Source organism: Nonomuraea sp. NEAU-A123 (assembly GCF_018603905.1).
In the GTDB taxonomy this organism is placed as follows: Bacteria; Actinomycetota; Actinomycetes; order Streptosporangiales; family Streptosporangiaceae; genus Nonomuraea.
Genome location: NZ_JAHFZZ010000004.1, coordinates 1 through 22557, shown reverse-complemented (window position 1 = coordinate 22557; position 22557 = coordinate 1). Strand labels below are relative to the sequence as shown.

Below are 22557 nucleotides of genomic sequence, written 5' to 3'. Positions count from 1 at the left end.
GTTGTGGGCGGGCGGGCATCAGATGGTTAACCACCCAAACGGGTAAGGGGTGGGAAAAGAAGGGCGTCCGGAGCGAAGCGGAGGCCCTTTAGGACGGGCCGTAGGTGTGAGGGGCCAGCCTGACCCCTCACACCGGAAGCTCTAGGGCCAGTCGGTAGACGGTCGCAGCGGCACTCCGGCGCGCCCCTCCGAGTCGAGTTTGACCCCCAGCACCTGGTGCAGCTGCACCTTGTTGCGTTCGAAGCCCACGATGCAGCCCGCCATGTACAGCGCCCAGACGCGGGCAGTGCCCATGCCCACCTCCTGCACCGCATCGGCCCAGTTGGCGTCGAGGTTGTCGCACCAGTGCCGGAGCGTCTTGGCGTAGTGCTCGCGGAGGTTCTCCTCGTGGCGGATCTCGAAGCCGAGGTCCTCCATCTGCCTGACCAGGTAGCCGACCGACTCCAGCTCGCCGTCGGGGAAGACGTAGCGGTTGATGAAGCCGCCCTTGTTGAACGTCTTCTCGGTGCCGGTCGGCCGGGTGATGCAGTGGTTGAGCAGGCGGCCGCCCGCCTTGAGCTTGCTGTACAGGAACGAGAAGTAGGACGGGAGGTTGTGCTTGCCGATGTGCTCGGTGAGACCGATGGAGCTGACCGCGTCGAAGCCCGACTCGACCACATCGCGGTAGTCCATGAAGCGGACCTCGGCCAGGTCCTGGAGACCGGCGTCGATGATCGCCTTCTGGGCCCATTCGGCCTGCTGCTTGCTGAGGGTGACCCCGAGGGCCTTGACGCCGTAGTGCTTGGCGGCGTGCATGACCATGCCGCCCCAGCCGCAGCCGACGTCGAGCAGCCGCATGCCGGGCTCGAGGCCGAGCTTGCGGGCCACCAGGTCGAACTTGGCGTATTGCGCTTCCTCCAGCGTCGACTCCTCCGAAGGGAAGACGGCGCAGGTATAGGCCATGGACGGGCCCAGGACCCACTCGTAGAAGCGGTTGGAGACGTCGTAGTGGTGGTGGATCGCCTCGGCGTCACGCTGCTTGGCGTGCCGGGAGCCGAGCCTGGCCAGGGTGCTCTGCCGGATCTCCTGCGGCGGCGCCGGGACGCGCATGAGGAGCGGCTTCAGCCCCAGCGAACGGACGGCCGCGAGCTTCTCCGAGGTCGTCAGGTCGTTGGTGGTGATGTTCCACATGCGGTCGAGCAGGGTGTACATGTCGCCGTGGATGTCGATGTGGCCGGAGATGTAGGCCCTGGCCAGGCCGAGCTCTCCGGGCGCCTGGGCGAGGTAGGCGACCGCTATCGGGGACTTGACCTCCAGGGCGAGGTCCGCGCCGTCGGGTCCCGCCTTGCTGCCGTCGTAGGCCATGAACGCGATGTTGGCTTCCGAGCCAACGATCTTCTCAAAGATGGATGCGAGAGCCATCTGCTCACCTTCCCCGTACACACTTGTCGTACAGGTCAAGCATTCGGCCGTTCGGGTCGTATTCCTGCTTGACCGGCCAGTAAGCATCGCCGTTGTACAGCTGCCAGAACTGCTCACGGGCGTAGAAAGAGGTCGAGTAAAGCGACTTGTGCCCGTCGAGTTCGTGCACCGAGTTTTCGATGAGACGGTTGTAGTAGCCGTCGAACTGCCCCCGAGGCAGCGGCACCATTCCCCAGAAGCCGAAGTTGACGTACAGCTTGCCGGGCTCCATCGGGTAGATCGGCCAGCGGGACGAGGCCCGCAGCGGGCACATCCACACCGGCGTCATGCCGACCTTGTCGTGGAAGAACTCCAGGAACTCCGCGCCCCGCTCGACCGGGATCTCGACGTCCTGGATGACCGATTCCTGGACGGGCTGCCCGCGCCATCGGTCGACGCGCGCGACCACGCCGTATTTCCGGTCGAGCGCGACCAGCCGCCGGTAGACGTCGGAACGCATCCAGCGGCGCGGCATCAGCGAGCGGACCACCGACTGCTGGACGCCGAAGGCGCGCGAGCACCAGAACCAGTCGGTGTCCCAGCGCCAGAGGTAGTCGCGGATCGTCAGCCAGTCACGGTTGCGCTGCCTGATCGACTGGTAGTAGATGCGCATGCCGGTGTAGTCGGAGGTGTAGGGGGCGCGCTCGGCGAAGCGGCCGACCGTGATGTAGAGCTCCCCCGGCTCGAAGAAGACGCCGTCGACGAAGTCGACCGGCTCCCCGTCGAGCTCCATGCTCTCGCAGATCTCCTGCAGAGCCAGCATGCACTTGTCGGCGTCGGTGAACTTGACGTGCGTCAGCTTGACGTACGGCTCGACCTTCCTGAGCTTGATCCTGATGCGCAGGGCGTAGCCGAGCGTGCCGTAGGAGTTGGGGAAGGCCCGGAACAGCTCGCGGTGCTCGTTGTCGTCGCGGGCGATGACGACGCGGCCGTCGCCGGTGAGGATCTCGAGCTCCTCGACCGACTCGTGCGGCAGGCCGTCTCTGAAGCTGGTCGACTCGATCCCGAGCCCCGTCACCGCGCCGCCCAGCGTGATCGTCTTGAGCTGGGGCACCACGTACGGCATGAGCCCGTGCGGCAGCGTGGCATCGACCAGGTGCTCGTAGGTCGTCATGCCCTGGACCTCGGCCGTCATCGTCACCGGGTCGACACTGATGACCTCGTCGAGCTCCCTGGCGGAGAGCTTGGCGGTCTTGCCCGAGTCGCGGAATCTGAAGAGGTTGGACGTGGCCTTGGACAGTCGGGGCGAAGCGTCCCCCGGGAGCTCCGCGTACGACTGCCTGATGTGCTCTACTGCCCGTTGGTGTGTCGACATCGACGTCGCCACTGAAGCACCCCCTTGAGCCGGTAGAGATCGTCCTGAAGAAGGTATCTCCCTGGACTGACATCGACCAGACCGGGGTCGTTAAAGACTCGAAAACTGTTTATCGTGCCAGGTCGTATGCCTACGCGGTGGACGAACCATTAAACTTCCGGCGGATGACCGGAGATATACCATTTATCACGTTTGCCACCGCGCGACCGTCCAGCGCCGCCGTGAGGTTCGCCATAGTGGACGTGAGCAGGCGTCCTGTGGACTCCGGCGTCACCCCGGCGACGTGTGGCGACAGCAGCACCCCGTCGAGCTCGCGCAGCGGGTCGCCGTCGGGCAGCGGCTCGACGTCGAACACGTCGAGCGCGACGCCGCCGAGATGCCCGCCGGTGAGCGCATCGGTCAGCGCCGCCTGGTCGACGACCCCGCCTCGGGCCGCGTTGACCAGTAACGCGCCCTCCTTCAGCCGCCGAGGGTCGATGAGGCCGCGGGTCTCGTCGGACAGCGCGATCACCACGACGACCACGTCGGAGGTGGACAGCAGCGGCTCCAGCTCCTGGTAGCCGGGCTCCTCACGGGGTGTGCGGGTCCAGTAGGACACCTGGCAGCCGAACGCCCGGAACAGCCGCGCGCAGGCCGCGCCGATCGGGCCGAAGCCCACGATGCCGACCTGCCGGCCGTGCAGTTCGCGGGGCTGGAGGCTCTGCTGCGGCCAGTGGCCCGCGCGGACGGCGGCGTCGGCTTCGGCGAGCTTGCGTGACAGGGACAGGGCGGCGGCCAGGCACCACTCGGACACCGCGACGGCGCTGACGCCCGCCGTGTTGGCCAGCGGCACGCCCGCGGCGGCCAGGGCGGTCAGGTCGTGGCCGTCGACGCCGACCGAGGGCTGCTGGACGAAGGCCAGCCGGGGCGCGGCGGCCACCGCCTCCGCGTCGAGCGCCAACCGCGCCGTCCAGTCGCCGAGCACGATCTCCGCCTCGGCCAGCGAGGCGAGGAGCGCGGCGCGGTCACGGGCCGGCGGCACCCGCACGGCCACCCGGTCGCCGAGCGGCGCGAGCAGCCGCCGCAGCGGCTCCTCGGGGAGCGGCGGCAGTGCGAGGAGGTCCCAGGGCGTCATGCGATCACCGGCGAAATCGAACTCATGCGGCCACCGTAAAGCTGGCGATCACCTGCCGCATCAACCCCTGGTCTCGTTTCCACTGGGCCTCGGTGGCCGTCCACGACACGATGTAGGCGGTGTCGCCGATCGCCACCGCCCGCTGCATCTCGTGATACTTCGTGCCCTGCGTGCTCCACGGCGCGTCGCCGGTCGCCCCCGCCGTGTAGGTGAACTCCCATTCCACGGCCCTGGTCCCCTGGTGCGTGACGGCCCTGCGGCGCAGGATCTGCAGGTCCGTGGCGTTCTGCTTGAAGGTCTCCTGCGAGTCGCGGACGAGCTGGTTCGGGTCGAGGTTGACGTAGACGGCCTCGACGCCCAGGTGCGCGGCCCGGTCCCGGCGGGTCCACTCGGTGTACGCCTCTTTGCGCGCGCCCTTCCAGCCGACGGGCCGCATGATCGACCAGCCGTCGGGCGACGTCCAGGCCCGTACCGTCGCCACGACCCTGGTGCGGGTGGGCGTCGGGGTGGGAGTGGGCGTCGCGCTGCTCTCGGCGCTGGGCGGCTCCGTGCTCGGCGCGGCGCTGACCGCCGCCACCGGGCTCTGCGTGACGACCGGCGCCCCTTCGGCCGCCCCGCTGAGCTTGAAGAAGGCGAACCCGCCGCCCGCGACCACCAGCGCCGCCGCCGCGGCTGCCGCGACGAGGGTACGACCGCCGCGGCGCTGTTTCGGCTCGACCACGACCCGGTCGTTGTTCGGCTGCTTGGCGGCGACGACGGCGGCCAGCAGCGCGTCGGCCTGCTCGGCGTTGACCCGTTCGTGCGGCTCCTTGCGCAGCAGCCCTTGCAGGGCCGGGTGCATGATCGGCGGGATCCGGCGGTAGTCCGGCTCGTCGCTCAGCAGCGCGTTCAGCGTGGCCATGGGATCGCCGCGCTCGAACGGCGACCGGCCGACCAGCGTGGCGTAGAGCGTGGCGCCGAGCGACCACAGGTCGGAGGCGGGCCCGGACTCGGCCGCGCGTACCCGCTCGGGAGCCAGGAAGCTCGGCGAGCCGGTCACCATCCCGGTCTGGGTGAGCGACGCGTCGCCCTCGGCGGTGGCGATGCCGAAGTCGGTGAGCACGGCCCGGCCGTCGTCGGTGAGCAGGATGTTGCTCGGCTTGACGTCGCGGTGCAGGATCCCCACCTCGTGCGCGGCCCGCAGCGCCGACAGGACCTGCCGGCCCACGTCGGCCGCCTGCCGCACCGGAAGGGCTCCGGACGTGGCAACGACCTCCTCCACGGACGGGTACCGCACCAGCTCCATGATGATCCACGGCCGGCCGTCCTCCTCGACCACGTCGTAGATCGCGACGACCGACGGGTGGTTCAGCCGCGCCGCCATGCGCGCCTCGCGGGCGGTGCGGAGCAACTGCCGTTCCTGGTCCGCCCGAGGCAGACCCGCGGGGAGGAGCACTTCCTTCACGGCGATCTGCCGGTTGAGCAGTGTGTCGCGGCCCTCCCAGACCACGCCCATACCGCCGCGCCCCAGTTCGCGCAGTAACTGGTAGCGCTTGGCGACCAGCCGGTTGCTATCCGAAACCATGTCCAACCCCTATAGACCCACCCGAACAGTCGGCAAGTTTCCCATACCTCGCGTATGTCTGCCTGAAGGTCGGGAAGGCGTCTTGCCACAGGTCACCGAATGTTGTTCTACTGGGGCCAGCCGAGTCGTAGGAGATGCCGATGTCTGAAGGCCGTCAGGGCCCGCTCTCCGGGGTCCGGGTGCTGGAGCTCGCGGGGCTCGCGCCGGGGCCGTTCGCCGGGATGATGCTCGCCGACCACGGCGCTGACGTGCTGCGCGTCGATCGCGTGGCCGCCGTGTCCGACGAGCCGCGCAAGGACGTCATGGACCGCGGCAAGCACACCATCGGCCTGGACCTGAAGTCGCCCGAGGGCGTCGCCGCGTTCAAGGAGCTGGCCGGACACGCCGACGTGGTGATCGAGGTGTTCCGGCCCGGTGTGGCCGAACGGCTCGGCATCGGCCCCGACGACCTCCACGCGGTGAACGAACGGCTGATCTACGGCCGGATGACCGGCTGGGGACAGGACGGCCCGCTCGCCACCACCGCGGGCCACGACATCGACTACATCGCGATCTCCGGCATCCTGTCGATGCTCGGCCGCGAGGGCGGCAAGCCGACGCCGCCGATCAACATCCTGGGCGACTTCGCCGGCGGCGGTCTCATGCTCGCGTACGGCGTCCTGCTCGCCCTGTTCGAGCGGGAACGCACCGGCAAGGGCCGGGTGATCGACGCGGCCATGGTCGACGGCGCCTCGATCCTGTTCGCGATGTTCTACCACGGCGTGCAGAGCGGCTACTGGGGCGCGCGCGGCACGAACCTGCTGGACACGGGCGCGCCCCAGTACGACACCTATGAGACGGCCGACGGGGAGTTCCTGGCGGTCGGCTCGCTGGAGCCGCAGTTCTGGGAGGCGATGGTGACGCGGATGGGGCTGTCGGACCTGCCGGACCGCGGCGACCGGAAGCAGTGGCCCGCGCTCAGGGCCCGTCTGGCCGAGGAGTTCAGGTCGCGGACGCGGGCGGAGTGGGAGGCGGTGTTCGAGGGCTCCGACGCGTGCGTGTCGCCGGTCCTGTCCATGGCGGAGGCGGTACGGCATCCGCACAACGTGGCCAGGGGCGCCTTCGCCGACGTCGGCGGGCTCAGCCAGCCGGTCCCCGCCCCGCGCCTGCTCGGCGTGCCGGGCCAGGACCTCTCGCCCGCCACCCGGCTCGCCGATCTGTCCGCCTGGGGTCTGAGCGCCGAGGCGGCGGAGAAGCTGCGCTCCCAGGGAGTGCTCGCCTGACCTGAACCCCCGAGGAGCTGAGATGAACCCCGACCTGCTCGACGGAGCCCTGTACGCGGGCGACCCCGCACCCGTCTATGCCTGGCTGCGCGCCCACTCCCCCGTCCACCACGACGCCGCGAACGGGCTGTGGGGCATCTCCCGCCACGCCGACATCTCGGCCATCGAGCGCGATCCCGGGCTGTGGACCAGCACCGGCGGCTACCGCCCCCAATTACCGTCCGACCCGTCGATGATCGGCATGGACGACCCCGAGCACGCCGAGCACCGCCGCCTCGTCTACCGCCGCTTCACCCCACGCCACGTCCACGAGCGCTACGCCGGCCGCGTCCGCGAGGTCGTCACCGAGCTGATCGACCAGGCCCTGGAGGCCGGCACCGTGGACGCGGTGCCCGCCCTGGCCGCGCCGCTGCCCGCCCGCATGATCGGCTGGCTGCTCGGCTTCCCCGACGCGGACTGGCCGCGGCTCAAGCACTGGTCGGAGACCACGATCGTGGCGGGCGGCGGCCTGCGTTACGTCACCCATGAGGCCGCGGTCGCCGCGGGTGAGTTCGGCGAGGCCGTGCTGGCCCTGGCCGCGGAGCGCCGCGCGTGCCCGGCCGACGACCTGGTGACCCTCTGGTCCGGCCGGGCCGCCTACGACGACGACCACCTGGCGAACGAGGCGCTGCTGCTGCTCGACGGCGGCGCGGAGACCACCCGCACGGTCATCGCGACCGCGATCGACGCGCTGATCCGCCACCCGGACCAATGGCGGCTGTTGCGCGAGGACCCGGGCCGGATCGAGAACGCGGTCGAGGAGTTCATCCGCTGGACCACGCCGGTCCTCAACATGTGCCGCTCGGCCACCCGCGACACCGACCTGCACGGACAGCACATCGGCCGCGGCCAGCAGGTCCTGCTCATGTACGGCTCGGCGAACCGGGACGAGGCGGTGTTCGACCGCCCGGACGTCTTCGACGTGACGCGGAAGCCGGGCGGGCACATCGCGTTCGGCCTGGGCACCCACTTCTGCCTGGGCGCGGCGCTGGCCCGGCTGGAGTTGCGGATCTTCTTCGAGGAGTGGATCGACCGGGTGGGCTCGGCCGCCTGGGCCGACGACGCCGGTCCGCGCATCCTGCCCAACGCGTTCGTCCGCGGCGTCACGTCGTTTCCCGTCGTGCTCTCGCCGCGCGGGTGAACTGGTCGTCGAAGCGGCGGGGGAACGGGACCATCCGGTGCTTGTGCCGGTACGGTGCGGCCTGCCGGACCACGTTGAAACCGGCGGCGGACACGATGCGGCCGGCCATGTCGAACAGCGGCCAGGCCGGGCAGACGGCGAGATGCGCGACCTCGGCCGGCAGGCCGGGCGGCGCGGCGGGCGAGACGAGCACGAGACGCGGGCTGAGCCCTTCCAGGGCGGCGCTCTCCCGCGCGTACGCCACCAGCTCCAGGACCTCTTCGGGCGGCCCGGAGTGCACGATCAGCCAGTCCCCGGGAACCGCCGCGGGCAATGGGCCCGGCAGGTCCTCAGGAGCCGTCGCAGACGGGCCCGGCGGGTCCCGGAGCGACAGGGGGTCGATCCGATCCGAGACCGAGCGCAGGTACGCCAGGTGTGGCCCGCTGACCGGCTCGGCCAGCCACGTATGGGCGAAGCGGAGCGGCCGGTCCGGGATCAGCGGCCGGTAGGCGTCCCAGCGCAGCAGCCTGGCCAGGTGCACGACCCGCGCCCCCGGCGGCACGCCCGCCGCGTCCAGCTCGCCGTCGAGCCCGGCGGGGAAGGCGTCCACCACGATCTCGTCGGCCCGCGAGAGCGCGGCCGGATCGCCCGGCCACTCGGTGAGTACCGTCGCCGCGGCGCCCGGATGGACCGTGTGCAGGTAGGCCCCGACCCGGGTGAGGTGGCCGAGCCCGCCGCCCCGGGCATAGCAGACGATCATGCGCTGTCGTGGAACACCCGCAGGTAGCCCTCTGTCTCGGCGGCCACCGTGAAGTCCCTGCGTACTCGCTCGGCCGCCGCGGTGCCCAGCTTGGCGAGCTGCTCGTCCGTGGCCCGCGCGGCCCGGTCGAGCGCCGCCCGGCACTCGTGCGAGTCTCCGGCGGCGAAGCGGAAGCCGATCTCGTCGTCGACCAGGTCGGCCAGGCCGCCCGCGTCGGAGGCGAGCAGCGGGACGCCGAGCGCCGCGGCCTCCAGGGCCACGTTCGGCAGCCCGTCGTAGAAGGACGGCAGCGCGACCAGGTCGCAGGCGGCGTAGAGCGCGGGCAGCTCGTAGCGGTCGAGGAACGGCAGCCGCGTGTGCCCGGCGGGCACGGCCAACTGCTCCTCCAACTCCCCGACGAGCAGCAGGTGGAACAGGTCGGCGTGCCCCGAGGCGGCCAGTGCGTCGAGCAGGAAGCCGGCGCCTTTCTTGTTCTTGAGCTGCCCGATGAGCCCGATCGTGCGCCGGCCCGCGGCGGCCCGCCTGGCCAGGCCCGCCGCGCGTTCGGAGGGCAGGATCTGCCAGCTCGACGTGTCGATGCCGTTGGCCACCCACCGCACCCGCGCCTCCGGAACCAGCGCGGACACCAGCGGGGCGTGCCCGGAGGCCACCACGCACACCGTCGCCGAGGCGCGTAACGCGTCGAGCAGAGCGCCCCTGCGGCGCAGCGAGAACACGCCGGTGTCGAAGTCGTTGCCACGCAGCAGCGTCACCAGCGGGGCGCCGAGCCACGCGGCCAGGATCGGGGCGCCGAGCATCGCGTACGTGCCGCCGAACGCCACCACGTGCGTGTACGACTCCCCGCGCAGCGTCGTCCACAACCGGCGCAGCGCGTGCTCGGGATTGTCCTCCAGCGGCACGGTCAGCAGCCGCCCGCCCCGCTCGCCGCCGATCTGCCACGGCCGGTCGCGCCTGGTCAGGTGCGCGACGTCGATCTCCACGCCCGCCTCGCGCAGTCCCCTGACGATCCGGTCGCAGGACTCGGCCATGCCGCCCCGGCTCGGCGGGTAGTGCTCGGTGAGCCACAGCAGCCGCATCAGCTGTCCACGAAGTCGCGGTCGTCGCCGTCGCCGAAGTCGCCGAAGTCGCCCTGGTCCTCGGGGTCGAAGGCGCCTCTGTCGTAGTCGTCGAACGAGCCGTACCAGCCGGGGTCCGAGTACGTGGTCGAGCTGCTGTAGTAGTGGTGGCGGCGGAAGCCGCTGGTCCACAGCGGGTCGTACGGGGAGCTGTACCCCTGGGCGGCCGCGCACTCGGGACAGACGCCGCCGGGACCGGCGTGCCGGTCGCAGATCGGCCTGCCGCACCGGCCGCAGGCGGCCACCGGCGCGCGGCCACAGCGGCCGAGCACGAAGAATCCGGTGCTCACCATGCACGGGGTCACGCGGCCCGCCTCCTCTGCGTCCATCTGAACGGCTCGGTCGCCGCCGTCATGATCACCCCGAGCTGGTCGCGGTCGGCCGGCAGCGGCACCTTGGCGGCGGCCCTGATCACGGTCTTCCCGCCTGGACGGACCTTCACCTGGATCCACCACGGCGGTGGGCTGCCCGGCCGCACCGGCGTCTGGCCCTTGGCCAGCGAGCGGCTGGTCTGGATCCGCTGTACGCCCTTCGTCTTGGTCTTGCTCTTGCGCTTGCCCCGCGGGTTGACCTTGACGATGTGGCGGTACCTGACCACGTCGGTGACGGCGAGCGTGAGCACGCTGCCGTCACGCAGCTCCGAGCGGGCGCTGAGCCACGCATCGGTCACCCACCACTGCTCGGCCCGGCGCACCGGCCGTACGGCGGGCAGGGCCTGGCGCGGCCCCGTCTTGCCGGGGACGCCGTGGCCGCGCAGGTCGGCGGTGATGCCGACCATGCCGCGCCCGACGTCTTCGCAGAGCACCCTGATCAGCGGCACCAGCACGCTCTCCGTGCGCGCGGGCAGCCGCCACTTGCGCCTGCGGACGAGCGCGTCATGCCGGGCGAGGCTGGCCAGCAGCGCCGCCCACTCCGTCTTGGGCATCGTGGCTGACAGCGTGTGCTCCCAGATGAGGGTCTGGTGCAGCGGGTGGAACCCGGCGATAGCCGCGCGCGTCTTCCGCCAGAACATGGTGCGAAGCATTACACACGGCTATAGACCTCGGCGAGCTTTGCCCGGGAATCGGCCCAGGTGGGCACCCTGCCGCCGGCCCGCGCCGCCATCGCCCGCGCCTGCTCGGGATACTCCAGGAGGATCCGGATCGCGCGGGCCAGCTCGGCGGGCCGGTCGGGCGCGACCAGCCGGCCGTCGTCCCCCAGGATCTCCCGTACGGCCGGCAGGTCGGAGGCGACGACCGGCGTGCCGGCGGCCATCGACTCCAGGATCTTGAGCGGGGCGCAGCCCTGGTCGAGGTTGCGCGGGCAGGCGGTGAGCGGGGCGGCGGACACGGCCGCGCCGGCCAGCCAGCCGGCCACCTCGTCGTGGGGCAGCGTGAAGCGCCACACGATCCGCTCGGCCACGCCCAGGCGGTCGGCGAGGCGTTGGAGCGGTTTGGCGCGGCGTTCCGGGACGGAGGAGCAGACGACCAGGCGCAGGTCGGTCAGGTCGGCCAGCCTGGCGAAGGCGCGGAGCAGCACGTCCACGCCCTGCCAGCGCTGGAGGGCGCCCACGTAGATGATGTAGTGCTCCGGCGCGCCGGGCGGCCTGGCGCGCGGCGCCGCCGACGCGCCGACCGTCGCCGTCGCCGTCGCCGTCGCCGTCGCCAGCGTCGGGGCCGGGGCCGGGGCGACAGGGTCGGCGGCGTTCGGTACGAGGAACACTTTTTCCGGATTTATCCCCATTTTGCGGATGGCATCGCCGATGACGCTCGATGGCACGACAACCGCGTCCGCCTGTTCCAGGCAGTGCGCCTCCAGCCGCCGCAACTTGGCCACCGTGGCGGGGGCCGCCTGTGGCCAGGTGTGCGGCAGCTCGATGGACGGCAGCCCGTTCACCTCGTACACCACCTTGTGCCGGTGGCCGAGCACCGGCAGCGCGCTCCACGGGTCACGCACGTGGACCAGCTCCAGCGTCTCCAGGTGCGGCGCGAGATGGCGGGCGACCCAGTGCGAGTACGCCTCGGCCCGGTCGATCAGGTTGGGGATCTGCTCGTCGAACCTGGCGATCTCGACGTCGCCCTCTCGCTGGTAACGCGGCAGCCCGCCCCCGCCCAGCACCCCCAGCAGCCCGCCGCCGAACCGGTCGAACAGCTCCGCCGCCATCTGCCCGATGTGCACCGCCGACCCCTTGCTCGAAGGGAACCGGTCGAAGGCGAAATAGGCGGCACGCACGGCGCGCAGTCTATTCGCGGCTTCCCGCCGGATATCTACCGGCGCACGCTCTCGTACGCCGAGTAGTCCTTCAACGCGATCGAGTCGTGCAGCCGCAGGCCCTTGCTGCCGAGCTTGGTCGCGGCCTTGGTCACCGCGACCGGCAGGTGGCCGATCAGCCGCGCGCCCTGGGTGAGGGTCCACAGGTCGAACCGGCTGCCGGGCACGATCCGCTTGGCCGCCCCGACCGCGAACGCGCGGCTGCGCCGTACGTACTCGCCGATCTCGGCCTCGTAGGCGGGGAAGGCGCGCTCGTGGTCACCGTGCGCGGCGGCCAGCTCGCCGGCGAGGATGTACGCCCCGACGACGGCCAGGCTGGTGCTGCCGCCCACGGCCGGCCCCGGGCAGTAGCCCGCGTCGCCGACCAGCGTCACCCGGCCGCGCGACCAGGTGTCCAGGCGTAGCTGGGTGATCGAGTCGAAGTAGAAGGCCGGGGTGCGGTCGAGCTCCGCCAAGAGCCGGGGGATCTCCCAGCCCATGCCCGCGAACCGCTCGCGCAGCAGTTCCTTCTGCCGGGCGACGTCGCGGTGGTGGTACTGGAGCTGCTCCGGCGTCCTGAACATGAACAACGCCCGCGCGTCGGCCATGTGCGCCGCGCCGTACATCCCGCTCATCCGCCCGATGCCGGACAGGCCCTCCATGCGGCCGTCGAGGCCCAGGTAGTTGGGCACCGAGAAGACGGCCAGGTAGGCGCCGATCCAGGTGGAGAAGCGCGACTCCGGGCCGAAGACCAGGCCGCGCACGTTCGAGTGCAGCCCGTCGGCGCCGACGACCAGGTCGAACCGCCTGGCCGCCCCGCGCTCGAACGTCACCGTGCCGTCCTCGCCGATGGCGGTGATGGAGTCGTCGAAGACGTACTCGACGTCGTCGCGGGTGGCGTCGTAGAAGATCTCGCTGAGGTCGTCGCGCATGATCTCGACGTGCCGGTCCGACACGGCCGTGAACACGCGCCGGAGGTCCACCTCCACGGCTCCCTCCGCGCCCTCGCGGTACATGGTGAGCCAGTTCGTGCCGGTCTTCTTGGCCATGATCGGGTCGACCAGGCCCATCTTCTCGACGATGTCCATCGCGGGCCTGAACAGGTCGATCGCGTGCCCGCCCGTCTTGCGGAGCGACGGGGCGCGCTCCACGACGGTGACGTCGAAGCCGTACCTGTTGAGCCAGTACGCCAGGGCAGGTCCGGCGACGCTCGCGCCGGAGATCAGGATCTGCATGGTGACACCTCCTTACTTAACGGATGGTAAGCCAGCCGGAGCGACAGGCGCAAGGGCTTACTTAACGATAGGTAAGGGATAGTCTTGGACCATGGCGAGGCCCAGTGACACCAAGGCGCGCATCCAGGCGGTGGCGCGCGAGTTGTTCGTCGAGCAGGGAGTGCAGAACACCAGTCTGCGGCAGATCTCCGACCGGCTGGGCATCACCAAGCCCGCCCTCTACTACCACTTCGCCTCACGCGACGAGCTGGTCAGGAGCATCATTCAGCCGCTGGTCGAGGACATGGAGCGGTTCGTGGCCACGCGCGAGTCCGGTGAGGCGCGCGAGCTGCTCGAAGAGTACTTCGACATGATCTGGCGGCATCGCGACATCACCGTCATGATCGTGCGGGAGATGTCCACGCTGGGCTATCTCGACCTGGGCCAGCGCATGTTCGACTGGCGGCGGCGGCTCATCACGCTGCTGCTCGGCCCGGACCCCACCCCCGCCCGGCACATCCACGCGACCGTGGCGATCGGCGGGATGTCCGACTGTTCGGTGGAGTACGCCCACCTGCCCCTCGACGAGGTCAAATCGGCGGCGGTCGATGCCGCCGCCGCCGCGCTCGGCCTCTGAACCCATGAGCGGCCCATGACCCGAGCCCGATCGGGCTCGGGCGCGGGAAACGGCTAGTAAACGGCGACGTAGAGGTCGGCGCCACCGGGGTGGTGCACCTCAAGGTCCGTCGTGAACGCCCGCGGAGGCGTGCCGCCCGACTCGGTGTGCTTCCACACCTGCTGCCAGGCGTCGACGATCGCCTGCGGCATCTGGCCGCGCGCCTCCACCCGCAGGGCCGTGCCCGCGGGCACGCGGACAGCGACCATGCCCTCGGGCAGCCTGGGGACCGTCCGGACGCCGATGCCGACGATCTGCGTGTAGGCGCCGTGATGGTCGCTCTCGTAATCGGTCATGACCGCGTAAAGGTTCTCGTCGACGCGTCCCGGGACGTGCGCGAACGCCCCGGGGGCGCCCGCTCGTTGCCACAGCACGGGCAGCTTCGCCCTGGCGGGGTCGATCTCGTCGGCGTTCGACGTGCGAACGGCGATACCGACGACAGTCAGTTCGTTTCTCTCAGTGACCTCCACAGGCCCTCCATCCCCCTAAGTTTCCTGGCCGATCATATGGCCACGAGACAGGGAAAACCCCTCGTTAGCAGTCACCGCCTAGGATGGACGAACGTGAAGTTCCTTAACGGCCTCGCGCCGCAATACGACTTGACGTACAGCGACGTGTTCATGGTCCCGTCGCGTTCCTCGGTCGGTTCCCGGCTCGCGGTCGACCTCTCGACGAACGACGGCACGGGCACCACCATCCCCATCGTCGTGGCCAACATGACCGCGGTCGCCGGCCGGCGCATGGCCGAGACCATCGCCCGCCGGGGCGGCATCACCGTGATCCCGCAGGACATTCCCATCGACGTCGTGACAGAGGTCGTCGACTGGGTCAAGAAACGCGACCTGGTCCACGACACGCCGCTCACGCTGACACCGCACGACACCGTCGGCGAGGCCATGCAACTGCTGCCCAAGCGCGCCCACGGCGCGGTCATCGTCGTCGACTGGGACAACCGTCCGGTCGGCGTGGTGACCGAAGCCGACTGCCAGGGCGTCGACATGTACACGCAGCTCTCGCAGGTGATGTCGAGCGAGCTGCTGACGCTGCCGGCCGGGCTGGAGCCGCGCGCCGCCTTCGACCGGCTGCACGGGGGCCGCCACCGCCTGGCGCCCATCGTCGACCCCGAGGGCCGCCTGGTCGGCATCCTGACCCGCACGGGCGCCCTGCGCGCCACGCTCTACCAGCCCGCGCTCGACGCCGCGGGCAGGCTGCGCATCGCGGCCGCCGTCGGCGTGAACGGCGACGTCGCGGCCAAGGCCAAGGAACTGCTCGATGCCGGGATCGACTGCCTGGTGGTCGACACCGCGCACGGGCACCAGGAGAAGATGGTCTCCGCCCTGCGCGCGGTCCGGGCGCTCGACCCGGGCGTGCCGGTGGCGGCGGGCAACGTGGTGACCGCCGAGGGCGTGCGCGACCTGGTGGACGCGGGGGCGGACATCCTCAAGGTGGGCGTCGGCCCCGGCGCCATGTGCACGACGCGGATGATGACCGGGGTGGGACGCCCGCAGTTCTCGGCCGTGCTCGAATGCGCGGCGGAGGCGCGCCGGCTCGGCCGGTACGTGTGGGCCGACGGCGGCGTCCGGCACCCGCGTGACGTGGCGCTCGCCCTGGCCGCGGGCGCGGCGAACGTGATGATCGGCTCCTGGTTCGCCGGGACGTACGAGTCTCCCGGCGACGCGCGCACCGACGCCGACGGGCGCAAGTACAAGGAGAACTTCGGCATGGCCTCGGCACGGGCCGTGCGGCTGCGCACGGCGGAGGACAGCGCGTTCGATCGGGCCAGGAAATCGCTGTTCGAGGAGGGGATCTCGACCTCGCGGATGTACCTGGATCCGCGGCGGCCGAGCGTGGAGGACCAGATCGACGCGATCGTGGCCGGGTTGCGGTCGTCGTGCACGTACGCGGGCGCTGCGAACCTGGAGGAGCTCCACGAGCGCGCGGTGGTCGGCATCCAGAGCGCCTCCGGCTACACCGAGGGCATGCCGCTCCACCAGAGCTGGTAGCCCGGAGCCTCAGGTGCGGCGCCAGCCGCCCGCCGCGTGGATCCCGCCGTCGACGTGCACCGTCGTGCCGGTTACGAACCTGGCCAGATCGCTGGCCAGGAACACCGCCGCGCCCGCCGCGTCGGCCGGCTCCCCGAGGTGGCCGAGCGGCGGCAGCCGTACCGGCTCGAAGGGCCCGTCCGTCATCCGCTCCCGCACCTCGGCCTCGCCGTCGGTGGGCAGCCCGTCGGGCGCGATCGCGTTCACCCTGATGCCCAGGGGCGCGAACTCCAGCGCGAGCGACTTCGTCAGGCTCTCCACCCCCGCCTTCATCGCGGCGTAGACGGCGAAGCCCGGCGCCGCCTGATGCGCTTCGCTGGAGGTCACGTTGATGATCGACGCCCCGGCCCCCATCATCGGCAGCAGCCGCCGGATCATGCCGGTGACCTGCGTGAAGTTCTCCTCGATCAGGGTCCGCTCGCCGCGGACCGTCGTGTCGGCGAACGCGGCGTGGAACGTCCCGCCCGCGTTGTTCACCAGCACGTCCACCCGCCCCCACCGCTCCCGCACGGCCTGCGCGAACACCTCGACGGCGACCGGATCCCGCACGTCCAGCGTCATCGCGAACTCGCTGCTGTAAGGGACCTTGTCCCGGTCGCAGATCACGACCAGAGCCCCGAATGCCGCGAACGTCTCCGCGATCGCCCGTCCGATCCCCCGCGCCGCCCCGGTGATCACGGCGACGCGCCCGGTGAGCAGGATCGCATCAGGAGAAAGGGCGGCCATGAACGCTGACCTTATCCCGACCGCATAGAGTCGTCGGGTTCATTCCTGATCGCCAATTCTCGTCAACAGGAGTAATTCGTGGCACTCGAGAAGCCGGAAATCGACTTCCCGGAGGGCAACCCGCCCGCCGACCTGGAGATCGTCGACATCGTCGAGGGTGACGGCCCCGAGGCCAAGCCCGGCCAGAGCGTCAGCGTCCACTACGTGGGCGTCGCGTTCTCGACCGGCGAGGAGTTCGACGCGTCGTGGAACCGCGGCAACGCGTTCGAGTTCCCGCTCGGCGGCGGGCGCGTCATCGCCGGCTGGGACCAGGGCGTGGCCGGCATGAAGGTGGGTGGCCGCCGCAAGCTGGTCATCCCGCCGCACCTCGGCTACGGCAGCAGCGGCGCCGGCGCCCGCATCAAGCCGGGAGAGACGCTCATCTTCGTCGTCGACCTCCTGGCCGTCCGCTAACACGCTGGGGCGGGCGCCAAGCCCGCCCCGCCCCTTCGGGGGCCCAACACCGGACAAAATGCTGGTCTAAGCGCGGCGGAATTGTCGGCGAAGTACGGCAACATAGGGCATGTGCTGTTGATCGACGTGGTGCGGGTTTCTGAGGCGGTGACACGCACGTCGGCCCGGCTCGGCAAGGTCGGCCATCTGGCGGAGCTGCTCGGCAGGGTCGGCGCCGATGAGGCGGAGATCGCCATCTCCTACCTGTCGGGTGAGCTGCCGCAGCGCCAGGTGGGCGTGGGCTGGCGCACCCTGCAGGACCTGCCCGCCGCCAAGCTGGCCGCCACCGCCACCCTCACCGACGTCGACGCGCTGCTGTCGAGGATCAAGTCGGTCTCCGGCCAGGGTTCGCAGGCGGCGCGCAAGACGCTGGTCACCCAGTTGTTCGCCGGGCTGACCAGCCAGGAGCAGGCGTTCATGCTCAAGCTGCTCGGCGGCGAGCTGCGCCAGGGCGCCCTCGACGGGGTGATGATCGAGGCGATCGCCAAGGCGTCGGGCGCGCCGTCCGCCGACGTGCGGCGGGCGCTGACGCTGCGCGGCTGGCTGCCCGCCGTGGGCGCGGCGGCGCTGGCCGGTGGCGTGGCGGCGCTGCACGCGTTCAAGCTGGAGGTGGGGCGGGCGGTCTCGCCGATGCTCGCCGGCAGCGCACCCAACGTCGCCGCCGCGCTGGAGAAGGCGGGCGTCCCGGCCGCGCTGGAGTGGAAGCTCGACGGCGTACGCGTGCAGGCGCACCGCTCCGGCGACCAGGTCCGGGTGTTCACCCGCACGCTCGACGACATCACCGCCCAGGTGCCCGAACTCGTGGAGGCCGTGCTCGGCCTGGCCTCCGACGACCTCGTGCTCGACGGCGAGGTGATCGCGCTGCGGCCCGACGGGCGGCCGCACCCCTTCCAGGTGACGGCGAGCCGGGCGACGAGCAAGACCGACGTGCCGCGGCTGCGGGAGGAGACGCCACTGAACGTGTTCTTCTTCGACGCGCTGCGGGTGAACGGGACCGACCTGCTCGACCTGCCCTACTCCCTGCGCCAGGAGATCCTCGCCGAAACCGTCATACCCGGCCTGCTCACGCCGCGGCTCGTCACGGGCGACGTCTCGGAGGCGGAGAAGTACTTCACCGACGTGATCAAGGCCGGCCATGAGGGTCTGGTCGTCAAGTCGCTGGCCTCCCCCTACGCGGCCGGCCGCCGGGGGGCTGGGTGGATCAAGGTCAAGCCGCGTCACACCCTCGATCTCGTCGTGCTCGCGGCCGAATGGGGCCATGGCCGCCGCGAAGGCAAGCTGTCCAACCTGCACCTCGGCGCCCGTGACCCGGAGAGCGGCGGGTTCGTGATGCTGGGCAAGACGTTCAAGGGGCTGACCGACGAGTTGCTCGCCTGGCAGACCGAACGCTTCCTGGAGCTGGCCGAAGGGCCCGCCGACGAGTGGACGGTCAAGCTCCGTCCCGAGCTGGTGGTGGAGATCGCGTTCGACGGGGTGCAGCGGTCGCCGCGCTACCCCGGGGGGATGGCGCTGCGGTTCGCGCGGGTGCTGCGCTACCGGCCCGACAAGCAGGCGGCGGACGCGGACACGGTGGAGACGGTCCGCTCGCTCATGTTCTGACCCTCTTTGGTACGGCGGGTTAGTTCGGCATGCCTCAAGGCGCCCTCAACCTATCCCCAAGGTGACAGAGTCCGCGTTCCCCGGATGTCCCAAGATCCCCGGCGTACGCTCGACGTCCTGGTCAACTTATCACCAAAGTGATATATGTCACTGAACGTCCCATTAAGTTGTCTTTACTTGTTGTTTGTCGCATATGTTCGTCCACGTTCGCCGGGCACCCGCCCTGCGTATGGGATTGGCCGACGCGCACCCCCGATCTGCCCCCGACCTGGCCTTTCCCTGTCCTGTCCCCTAGCTAGGACTGTGGTTTACCTTGGGCCAGCACTCCGCCAAGCCGAGCAGCCGTCCGAACCCGGAGCGTCAGGCTCCGAACAAGCGCCGTTGGGTCACCGTCGCGGCCGGCGCGGCCGTCGTAGCCGCCGCCTCGACCACCGCCTGGGCCGCCGTCGCCAACGACGACGCCCCCAAGATCACCACGGCACTGGACGTGGCGCCGTCGCCCACGTACACGAGGTCCGACACTCCGTCGAAGGCCGCCAAGACCCCGCAGCCGAACAAGCCCAGCTCGGCCGCCCCCAAACCCACTGCCCTCCCGAAGGCCGCAGCGGCCCAGCCGGAGACCAAGCCGGTCCAGAAGGCGAAGACCGTGCCCGTCCGCAAGGCGAAGACCGAGGCCGCCAAGCCGAAGACCCGCGTCATCAGTTCGGGCACCTGCGGCGCCTCCTTCTACGACGAAGGGCAGATGACCGCCAGCGGCGAACGCTTCAACCCGTCCGCCTTGACCGCCGCCCACAAGACGCTCCCGCTGGGCAGCAGGGTCCGCGTCACCAACCCGGCCAACGGCGATTCGGTCACGGTCCGCATCAACGACCGCGGTCCGTACGTGGGCGGTCGCTGCCTCGACCTCTCGGCAGCCGCCTTCTCCGCCATCGGCAACACGGGCTCCGGCGTCATGAGGGTCAAGTACGAGGTCCTGGGCCGCTCCTGACGCCGCGACCCGCGGTGCGTTAACCTCCACTCATGCCACACCTGTGTGACTGATCAGCAGCCGCCCGGCGCTTGACCCGCCGGGCATCCCGCGAAGCGATCCCCCTTCGCCCGTCCGGCCTTTCCGGTCGGACGGCTCGGCTGCTTGGAGTCACCAGGTGTCACCCGTTCCTTCCCGCCTGCCCGGAATCGCGCTGCTCGCCCTGCTGCGCGGCAACCCCGACTTCCGCCGGCTCTTCCTCGCCTCGGCCCTCAGCCTGACCGGCGACTGGTTCGCCTTCGTCGCCCTGAACGCCTTCGTCTACCACCGCACCGGCTCGGCCGGGCTGACGGCTCTGCTGTTCGCCGTCGAGTCGCTGCCCGGCATCCTGCTGATGCCGCTCATCGGCTCGCTGACCGACCGCCTGGACCGCCGCCGCCTGCGCATCGCCTGCGACCTCGCCGCCATCGTCCCCCTCGCGGGCCTGCTGGCCGCCTTCCATCTGGGATCGGTCCCCATGGCGCTGGTCTCGCTGGCCGTGCTGTCGGTGTCGGCCGCGATGTCGAGCCCGATCCCCGAGGTCGTCCTCCCCAACCTCGTCGCCCCCGACCGGCTGCCCATCGCGCAGGCCACGCTCGGCAGCCTCTACTCCTCCAGCCTGCTGCTCGGCGCGGGACTCGGCGGCCTGGTCACGGCCGCCTGGGGCAGCACGGCCACCCTGCTGATCGACGCCGCCTCCTTCGCCGCGTCCGCCGTCCTCATCGCCCGCATCCGCCGTCCGTTCTCCACCGCTCCGGCGACCCGCCGCATGCGCGTGCGTACCGACACTTCCGAACTGTGGCGCTTCATCCGTGGCACCCCCACCGTGGCGGCCCTGCTCTGGCTGACGGCGGCGCTGCGCCTGTGTTACGGCATTGTCGGCCTCCTGCCCGTCTACGCGCTCGAACGGTTCGGCGCCACCGACGCCGGAGTCGGCGTCCTATACCTGGCGCAGGGGGCCGGCTCCATGCTCGGGCCGTTCCTGGGCCGGCGACTGGTCGGCGCGTCGCCGACGCGAAGGCTGCTCGTGCCGGGCGGCGCTCTCGCGGTGTTCGGGCTGGGTTACCTCGCCCTGGCCCAGGCCGGCAGCCTGTGGTCGGGCATACCCGCCGCCATGGCCGGTCACCTCGGGGTGGGCGCGTGCGCGATCCTGGCCATCAACGGGCTACAGGTGGCCAGCCCCGACCACATCCGCGGGCGCGTGATGGTCGCGGCGTTCGGGGTGTCGTCGGGGTTGCAAGGGGTGTCGTCGCTGGCGGTGGCTCCGCTGACCGTCGCGGTGGGCATGACGGGTGCTACGCGCCTGCTCGGCGTGCTCGCCGTCGGCTTCGCCCTGGTGTGGCTCCTGTACGCGCTCCGGCTGCGCAAACCGACCGGTGAGATCGGCCCGCCCGCACCCGATCGATGAGGCCCGTGTGACGTGCCCGCATCCCGCTATAAAGTGGCATACGGGCGTATATATGACGCCCGCCACCGCCCCGAGGAGTCCCCTGGGCTCGTCGCCGATGCCAAGGGGGGCATCCTGACCAGGTCTGATTCGTCAGCGACGATCCCGCGGGCGCTCGCGGGCGGGTTCGAGTAGTCGTGCCCGCGAATGGCGTCGTCCGGATTCTGCTCGCGGAGGACATGCACATCCTTCGCGAAGCGCTGGTCGAGTTGCTGTCGCTCGAGGACGACCTCGCGGTGGTCGCGGACGTCGCCTCGGGTCCGGAGATCGTGCCCGCCGCGCTGGAGCACCGCCCCGACGTGGCCGTGATCGACATCGATCTGCCGGGGCTGGACGGCATCGCCGCGGCTGCCGAGCTACGCGATCTTCTGCCCGAATGCCGCGTCCTGATCTTGACGGCGCTGGCCAAGCCGGGCACCCTGCGCAGGGCACTCGGCGTGCAGGTCGCTGGATTCGTGCCGAAAGACATCCGTCCGGTCGAACTGGCCGCGGCGATCAGGACCGTCGCCGCCGGCGGACGGGTGGTGGACCCGGCTCTGGCCTTGGTGGCGTTGGAGGCGCCGGAGAACCCGCTCTCCCAGCGGGAGACCGAGGTGTTGCGCATGTCGGCGAGCGGGGCCCAGCCCGCCGAGATCGCCGAGCGGCTCTTCCTGACCTACGGCACGATCCGTAACTACCTCGCCTCAGCCGTCACCAAGCTGGGAGCCCGCAACCGGGTGGACGCCATCCGGATCGCCACCGAGTCCGGCTGGATCTGAGCTGAACTCGGCGACCACCTCGAACCGTCCGCCGGGGTGACGCACCGCCGCCAATCGCCCGCCGGTGCGCTGCGCGAGACTGTCGAGCCCGGACCCGTGCCGCCCCGGCTCCGCCTCCGTGAACGATACGGACAGGGCGCCGTCGTTGACGACGCGCAACCGGACGAGCTCGTCAGTGCCGGAGATGGTCATCTCGCAGGTACGGGCCTGGCTGTGCCGCAGGACGTTGGTGATGGTCTCGCGGAGCGCGGTGGCCACCGCCGTGTCGACCTCGGCCGGCAGCGGTCCCGTCTCGACCTGTGCCGCAGCCTCGATGCCGGCGGCCGTCAGCACCTCACACGCCGCGTCGAGCTCGGCCGCCAGCCGCAGTTCGACCCGGTCGCCGGCGATGGACTCCAGCTCCACCAGCGCCTGCTCGACCAGCGCCACGAGCGAGGCGAGCTCGGCCCTGGCCCGGCCGGGGTCCGCCTCCAGCAGCCGTTCGGCCAGCTCGCCCTTGAGAGCGACCGCCGACAGGCTGAACCCGAGTACGTCGTGCAGGTCACGCGCGACCCGGGTCCGTTCTCGCCGTACCGCGGCCTGGGCGAGCTCGTGCCGGGCCCGGTCCAGCACGGTGATCAGCCCGGTGAGGCGCCCCAG

The 22557-nt window shown here is 70.9% G+C and carries 22 protein-coding genes; 9 read left to right on the top strand and 13 right to left on the bottom strand.

Going from position 1 to position 22557, the window contains the following annotated elements; translation table 11 throughout:
- Positions 1–141: 141 nt before the first annotated feature.
- From KLK06_RS12360 to KLK06_RS12345, 4 genes are all read right to left on the bottom strand, one after another.
- The gene (locus tag KLK06_RS12360; RefSeq protein ID WP_214635559.1) at positions 142–1401 is read right to left on the bottom strand and encodes a cyclopropane-fatty-acyl-phospholipid synthase family protein; all 1260 of its coding nucleotides are present in this window, start codon (positions 1399–1401) and stop codon (positions 142–144) included.
- A 4-nt stretch (positions 1402–1405) separates the two neighbouring features.
- The gene (locus tag KLK06_RS12355; RefSeq protein WP_214635558.1) at positions 1406–2755 is read right to left on the bottom strand and encodes an FAD-binding oxidoreductase; all 1350 of its coding nucleotides are present in this window, start codon (positions 2753–2755) and stop codon (positions 1406–1408) included.
- A 130-nt stretch (positions 2756–2885) separates the two neighbouring features.
- A complete protein-coding gene (locus KLK06_RS12350; RefSeq protein WP_214635557.1) occupies positions 2886–3869 on the bottom strand; it encodes a D-isomer specific 2-hydroxyacid dehydrogenase family protein in 984 nt (327 codons plus the stop codon).
- 22 nt (positions 3870–3891) lie between these two features.
- On the bottom strand, positions 3892–5433 hold the full coding sequence (locus tag KLK06_RS12345) for a serine/threonine-protein kinase (protein ID WP_214635556.1): 1542 nt from the start codon (positions 5431–5433) through the stop codon (positions 3892–3894).
- Between the two features lie 140 nt (positions 5434–5573).
- Between KLK06_RS12345 and KLK06_RS12340 the strand changes: the two genes are divergently transcribed.
- Together KLK06_RS12340 and KLK06_RS12335 are read left to right on the top strand one after the other, a co-directional pair.
- Positions 5574–6695 carry a CaiB/BaiF CoA-transferase family protein gene (locus tag KLK06_RS12340; protein ID WP_214635555.1) on the top strand — a complete coding sequence of 374 codons (1122 nt, stop codon included), beginning with the start codon at positions 5574–5576 and terminating at the stop codon, positions 6693–6695.
- Positions 6696–6717: 22 nt separating this feature from the next.
- Positions 6718–7875: a cytochrome P450 gene (locus KLK06_RS12335; protein WP_214635554.1), complete on the top strand. Its 1158-nt coding sequence runs from the start codon at positions 6718–6720 to the stop codon at positions 7873–7875.
- Here KLK06_RS12335 and KLK06_RS12330 read toward each other — a convergent pair.
- Genes KLK06_RS12330 through KLK06_RS12305 form a run of 6 tightly spaced genes read right to left on the bottom strand, consistent with a single transcriptional unit; the run spans position 7838 to position 13193 of the window.
- Positions 7838–8614, bottom strand: a complete 777-nt coding sequence (locus KLK06_RS12330) for a hypothetical protein (protein WP_214635553.1) — start codon at positions 8612–8614, stop codon at positions 7838–7840. The two genes, KLK06_RS12335 and KLK06_RS12330, sit on opposite strands and share 38 nt — an antisense overlap.
- The gene (locus KLK06_RS12325) at positions 8611–9690 is read right to left on the bottom strand and encodes a glycosyltransferase family 4 protein (RefSeq protein WP_250905338.1); all 1080 of its coding nucleotides are present in this window, start codon (positions 9688–9690) and stop codon (positions 8611–8613) included. Before KLK06_RS12325 ends, KLK06_RS12330 begins: the two co-directional genes overlap by 4 nt.
- Entirely contained in the window at positions 9690–10034 is a 345-nt protein-coding gene (locus tag KLK06_RS12320) for a hypothetical protein (protein ID WP_308168215.1), read from the bottom strand. Before KLK06_RS12320 ends, KLK06_RS12325 begins: the two co-directional genes overlap by 1 nt.
- Positions 10031–10741 (bottom strand): hypothetical protein, encoded by a 711-nt coding sequence (locus KLK06_RS12315; protein WP_214635551.1) that lies wholly within the window; start codon positions 10739–10741, stop codon positions 10031–10033. The genes KLK06_RS12320 and KLK06_RS12315 overlap by 4 nt, the downstream gene beginning before the upstream one ends.
- Before the next feature lie 11 nt (positions 10742–10752).
- Positions 10753–11940: a glycosyltransferase gene (locus tag KLK06_RS12310; RefSeq protein WP_308168214.1), complete on the bottom strand. Its 1188-nt coding sequence runs from the start codon at positions 11938–11940 to the stop codon at positions 10753–10755.
- A gap of 35 nt (positions 11941–11975) precedes the next feature.
- Positions 11976–13193 (bottom strand): FAD-dependent monooxygenase, encoded by a 1218-nt coding sequence (locus KLK06_RS12305; RefSeq protein ID WP_214635550.1) that lies wholly within the window; start codon positions 13191–13193, stop codon positions 11976–11978.
- A gap of 91 nt (positions 13194–13284) precedes the next feature.
- On the opposite strand from KLK06_RS12305, the gene KLK06_RS12300 reads away from it, so the two are divergent.
- Entirely contained in the window at positions 13285–13809 is a 525-nt protein-coding gene (locus KLK06_RS12300; protein ID WP_214635549.1) for a TetR/AcrR family transcriptional regulator, read from the top strand.
- 53 nt (positions 13810–13862) lie between these two features.
- Here KLK06_RS12300 and KLK06_RS12295 read toward each other — a convergent pair whose 3' ends face one another.
- Complete coding sequence (locus tag KLK06_RS12295; RefSeq protein ID WP_214635548.1) at positions 13863–14318, bottom strand: GyrI-like domain-containing protein; 456 nt, start codon at positions 14316–14318, stop codon at positions 13863–13865.
- Positions 14319–14411: 93 nt separating this feature from the next.
- Between KLK06_RS12295 and KLK06_RS12290 the strand changes: the two genes are divergently transcribed.
- Positions 14412–15851: a GuaB1 family IMP dehydrogenase-related protein gene (locus KLK06_RS12290; protein WP_214635547.1), complete on the top strand. Its 1440-nt coding sequence runs from the start codon at positions 14412–14414 to the stop codon at positions 15849–15851.
- Between the two features lie 9 nt (positions 15852–15860).
- On the opposite strand, the gene KLK06_RS12285 is transcribed toward KLK06_RS12290, so the two are convergent.
- The gene (locus tag KLK06_RS12285; RefSeq protein WP_214635546.1) at positions 15861–16616 is read right to left on the bottom strand and encodes an SDR family NAD(P)-dependent oxidoreductase; all 756 of its coding nucleotides are present in this window, start codon (positions 16614–16616) and stop codon (positions 15861–15863) included.
- Between the two features lie 78 nt (positions 16617–16694).
- On the opposite strand from KLK06_RS12285, the gene KLK06_RS12280 reads away from it, so the two are divergent.
- The 5 genes from KLK06_RS12280 (at position 16695) to KLK06_RS12260 (ending at position 21918) form a co-directional block, all read left to right on the top strand.
- Positions 16695–17069, top strand: a complete 375-nt coding sequence (locus tag KLK06_RS12280; protein ID WP_214635545.1) for an FKBP-type peptidyl-prolyl cis-trans isomerase — start codon at positions 16695–16697, stop codon at positions 17067–17069.
- A gap of 111 nt (positions 17070–17180) precedes the next feature.
- Entirely contained in the window at positions 17181–18707 is a 1527-nt protein-coding gene (locus KLK06_RS12275) for an ATP-dependent DNA ligase (RefSeq protein WP_214635544.1), read from the top strand.
- 313 nt (positions 18708–19020) lie between these two features.
- Positions 19021–19695, top strand: coding sequence for a septal ring lytic transglycosylase RlpA family protein (locus tag KLK06_RS61400; RefSeq protein ID WP_214635543.1), 675 nt, complete (start codon positions 19021–19023; stop codon positions 19693–19695).
- Positions 19696–19852: 157 nt separating this feature from the next.
- A complete protein-coding gene (locus KLK06_RS12265; protein WP_214635542.1) occupies positions 19853–21121 on the top strand; it encodes an MFS transporter in 1269 nt (422 codons plus the stop codon).
- Positions 21122–21297: 176 nt separating this feature from the next.
- Positions 21298–21918 carry a response regulator transcription factor gene (locus KLK06_RS12260; protein ID WP_308168213.1) on the top strand — a complete coding sequence of 207 codons (621 nt, stop codon included), beginning with the start codon at positions 21298–21300 and terminating at the stop codon, positions 21916–21918.
- Here the strand turns inward: KLK06_RS12260 and KLK06_RS12255 are convergent.
- Positions 21844–22557: sensor histidine kinase (locus KLK06_RS12255; RefSeq protein ID WP_250905336.1), on the bottom strand; the 714-nt coding region annotated here is incomplete at its 5' end. The two genes, KLK06_RS12260 and KLK06_RS12255, sit on opposite strands and share 75 nt — an antisense overlap.

Coding starts and splice junctions, on each gene's coding strand:
- KLK06_RS12360 (WP_214635559.1), bottom strand. CDS start 1,401: ATGGCTCTCGCATCCATCTTTGAGAAGATCGTTGGCTCGGAAGCCAAC.
- KLK06_RS12355 (WP_214635558.1), bottom strand. CDS start 2,755: ATGTCGACACACCAACGGGCAGTAGAGCACATCAGGCAGTCGTACGCG.
- KLK06_RS12350 (WP_214635557.1), bottom strand. CDS start 3,869: ATGACGCCCTGGGACCTCCTCGCACTGCCGCCGCTCCCCGAGGAGCCG.
- KLK06_RS12345 (WP_214635556.1), bottom strand. CDS start 5,433: ATGGTTTCGGATAGCAACCGGCTGGTCGCCAAGCGCTACCAGTTACTG.
- KLK06_RS12340 (WP_214635555.1), top strand. CDS start 5,574: ATGTCTGAAGGCCGTCAGGGCCCGCTCTCCGGGGTCCGGGTGCTGGAG.
- KLK06_RS12335 (WP_214635554.1), top strand. CDS start 6,718: ATGAACCCCGACCTGCTCGACGGAGCCCTGTACGCGGGCGACCCCGCA.
- KLK06_RS12330 (WP_214635553.1), bottom strand. CDS start 8,614: ATGATCGTCTGCTATGCCCGGGGCGGCGGGCTCGGCCACCTCACCCGG.
- KLK06_RS12325 (WP_250905338.1), bottom strand. CDS start 9,690: ATGCGGCTGCTGTGGCTCACCGAGCACTACCCGCCGAGCCGGGGCGGC.
- KLK06_RS12315 (WP_214635551.1), bottom strand. CDS start 10,741: ATGTTCTGGCGGAAGACGCGCGCGGCTATCGCCGGGTTCCACCCGCTG.
- KLK06_RS12305 (WP_214635550.1), bottom strand. CDS start 13,193: ATGCAGATCCTGATCTCCGGCGCGAGCGTCGCCGGACCTGCCCTGGCG.
- KLK06_RS12300 (WP_214635549.1), top strand. CDS start 13,285: ATGGCGAGGCCCAGTGACACCAAGGCGCGCATCCAGGCGGTGGCGCGC.
- KLK06_RS12285 (WP_214635546.1), bottom strand. CDS start 16,616: ATGGCCGCCCTTTCTCCTGATGCGATCCTGCTCACCGGGCGCGTCGCC.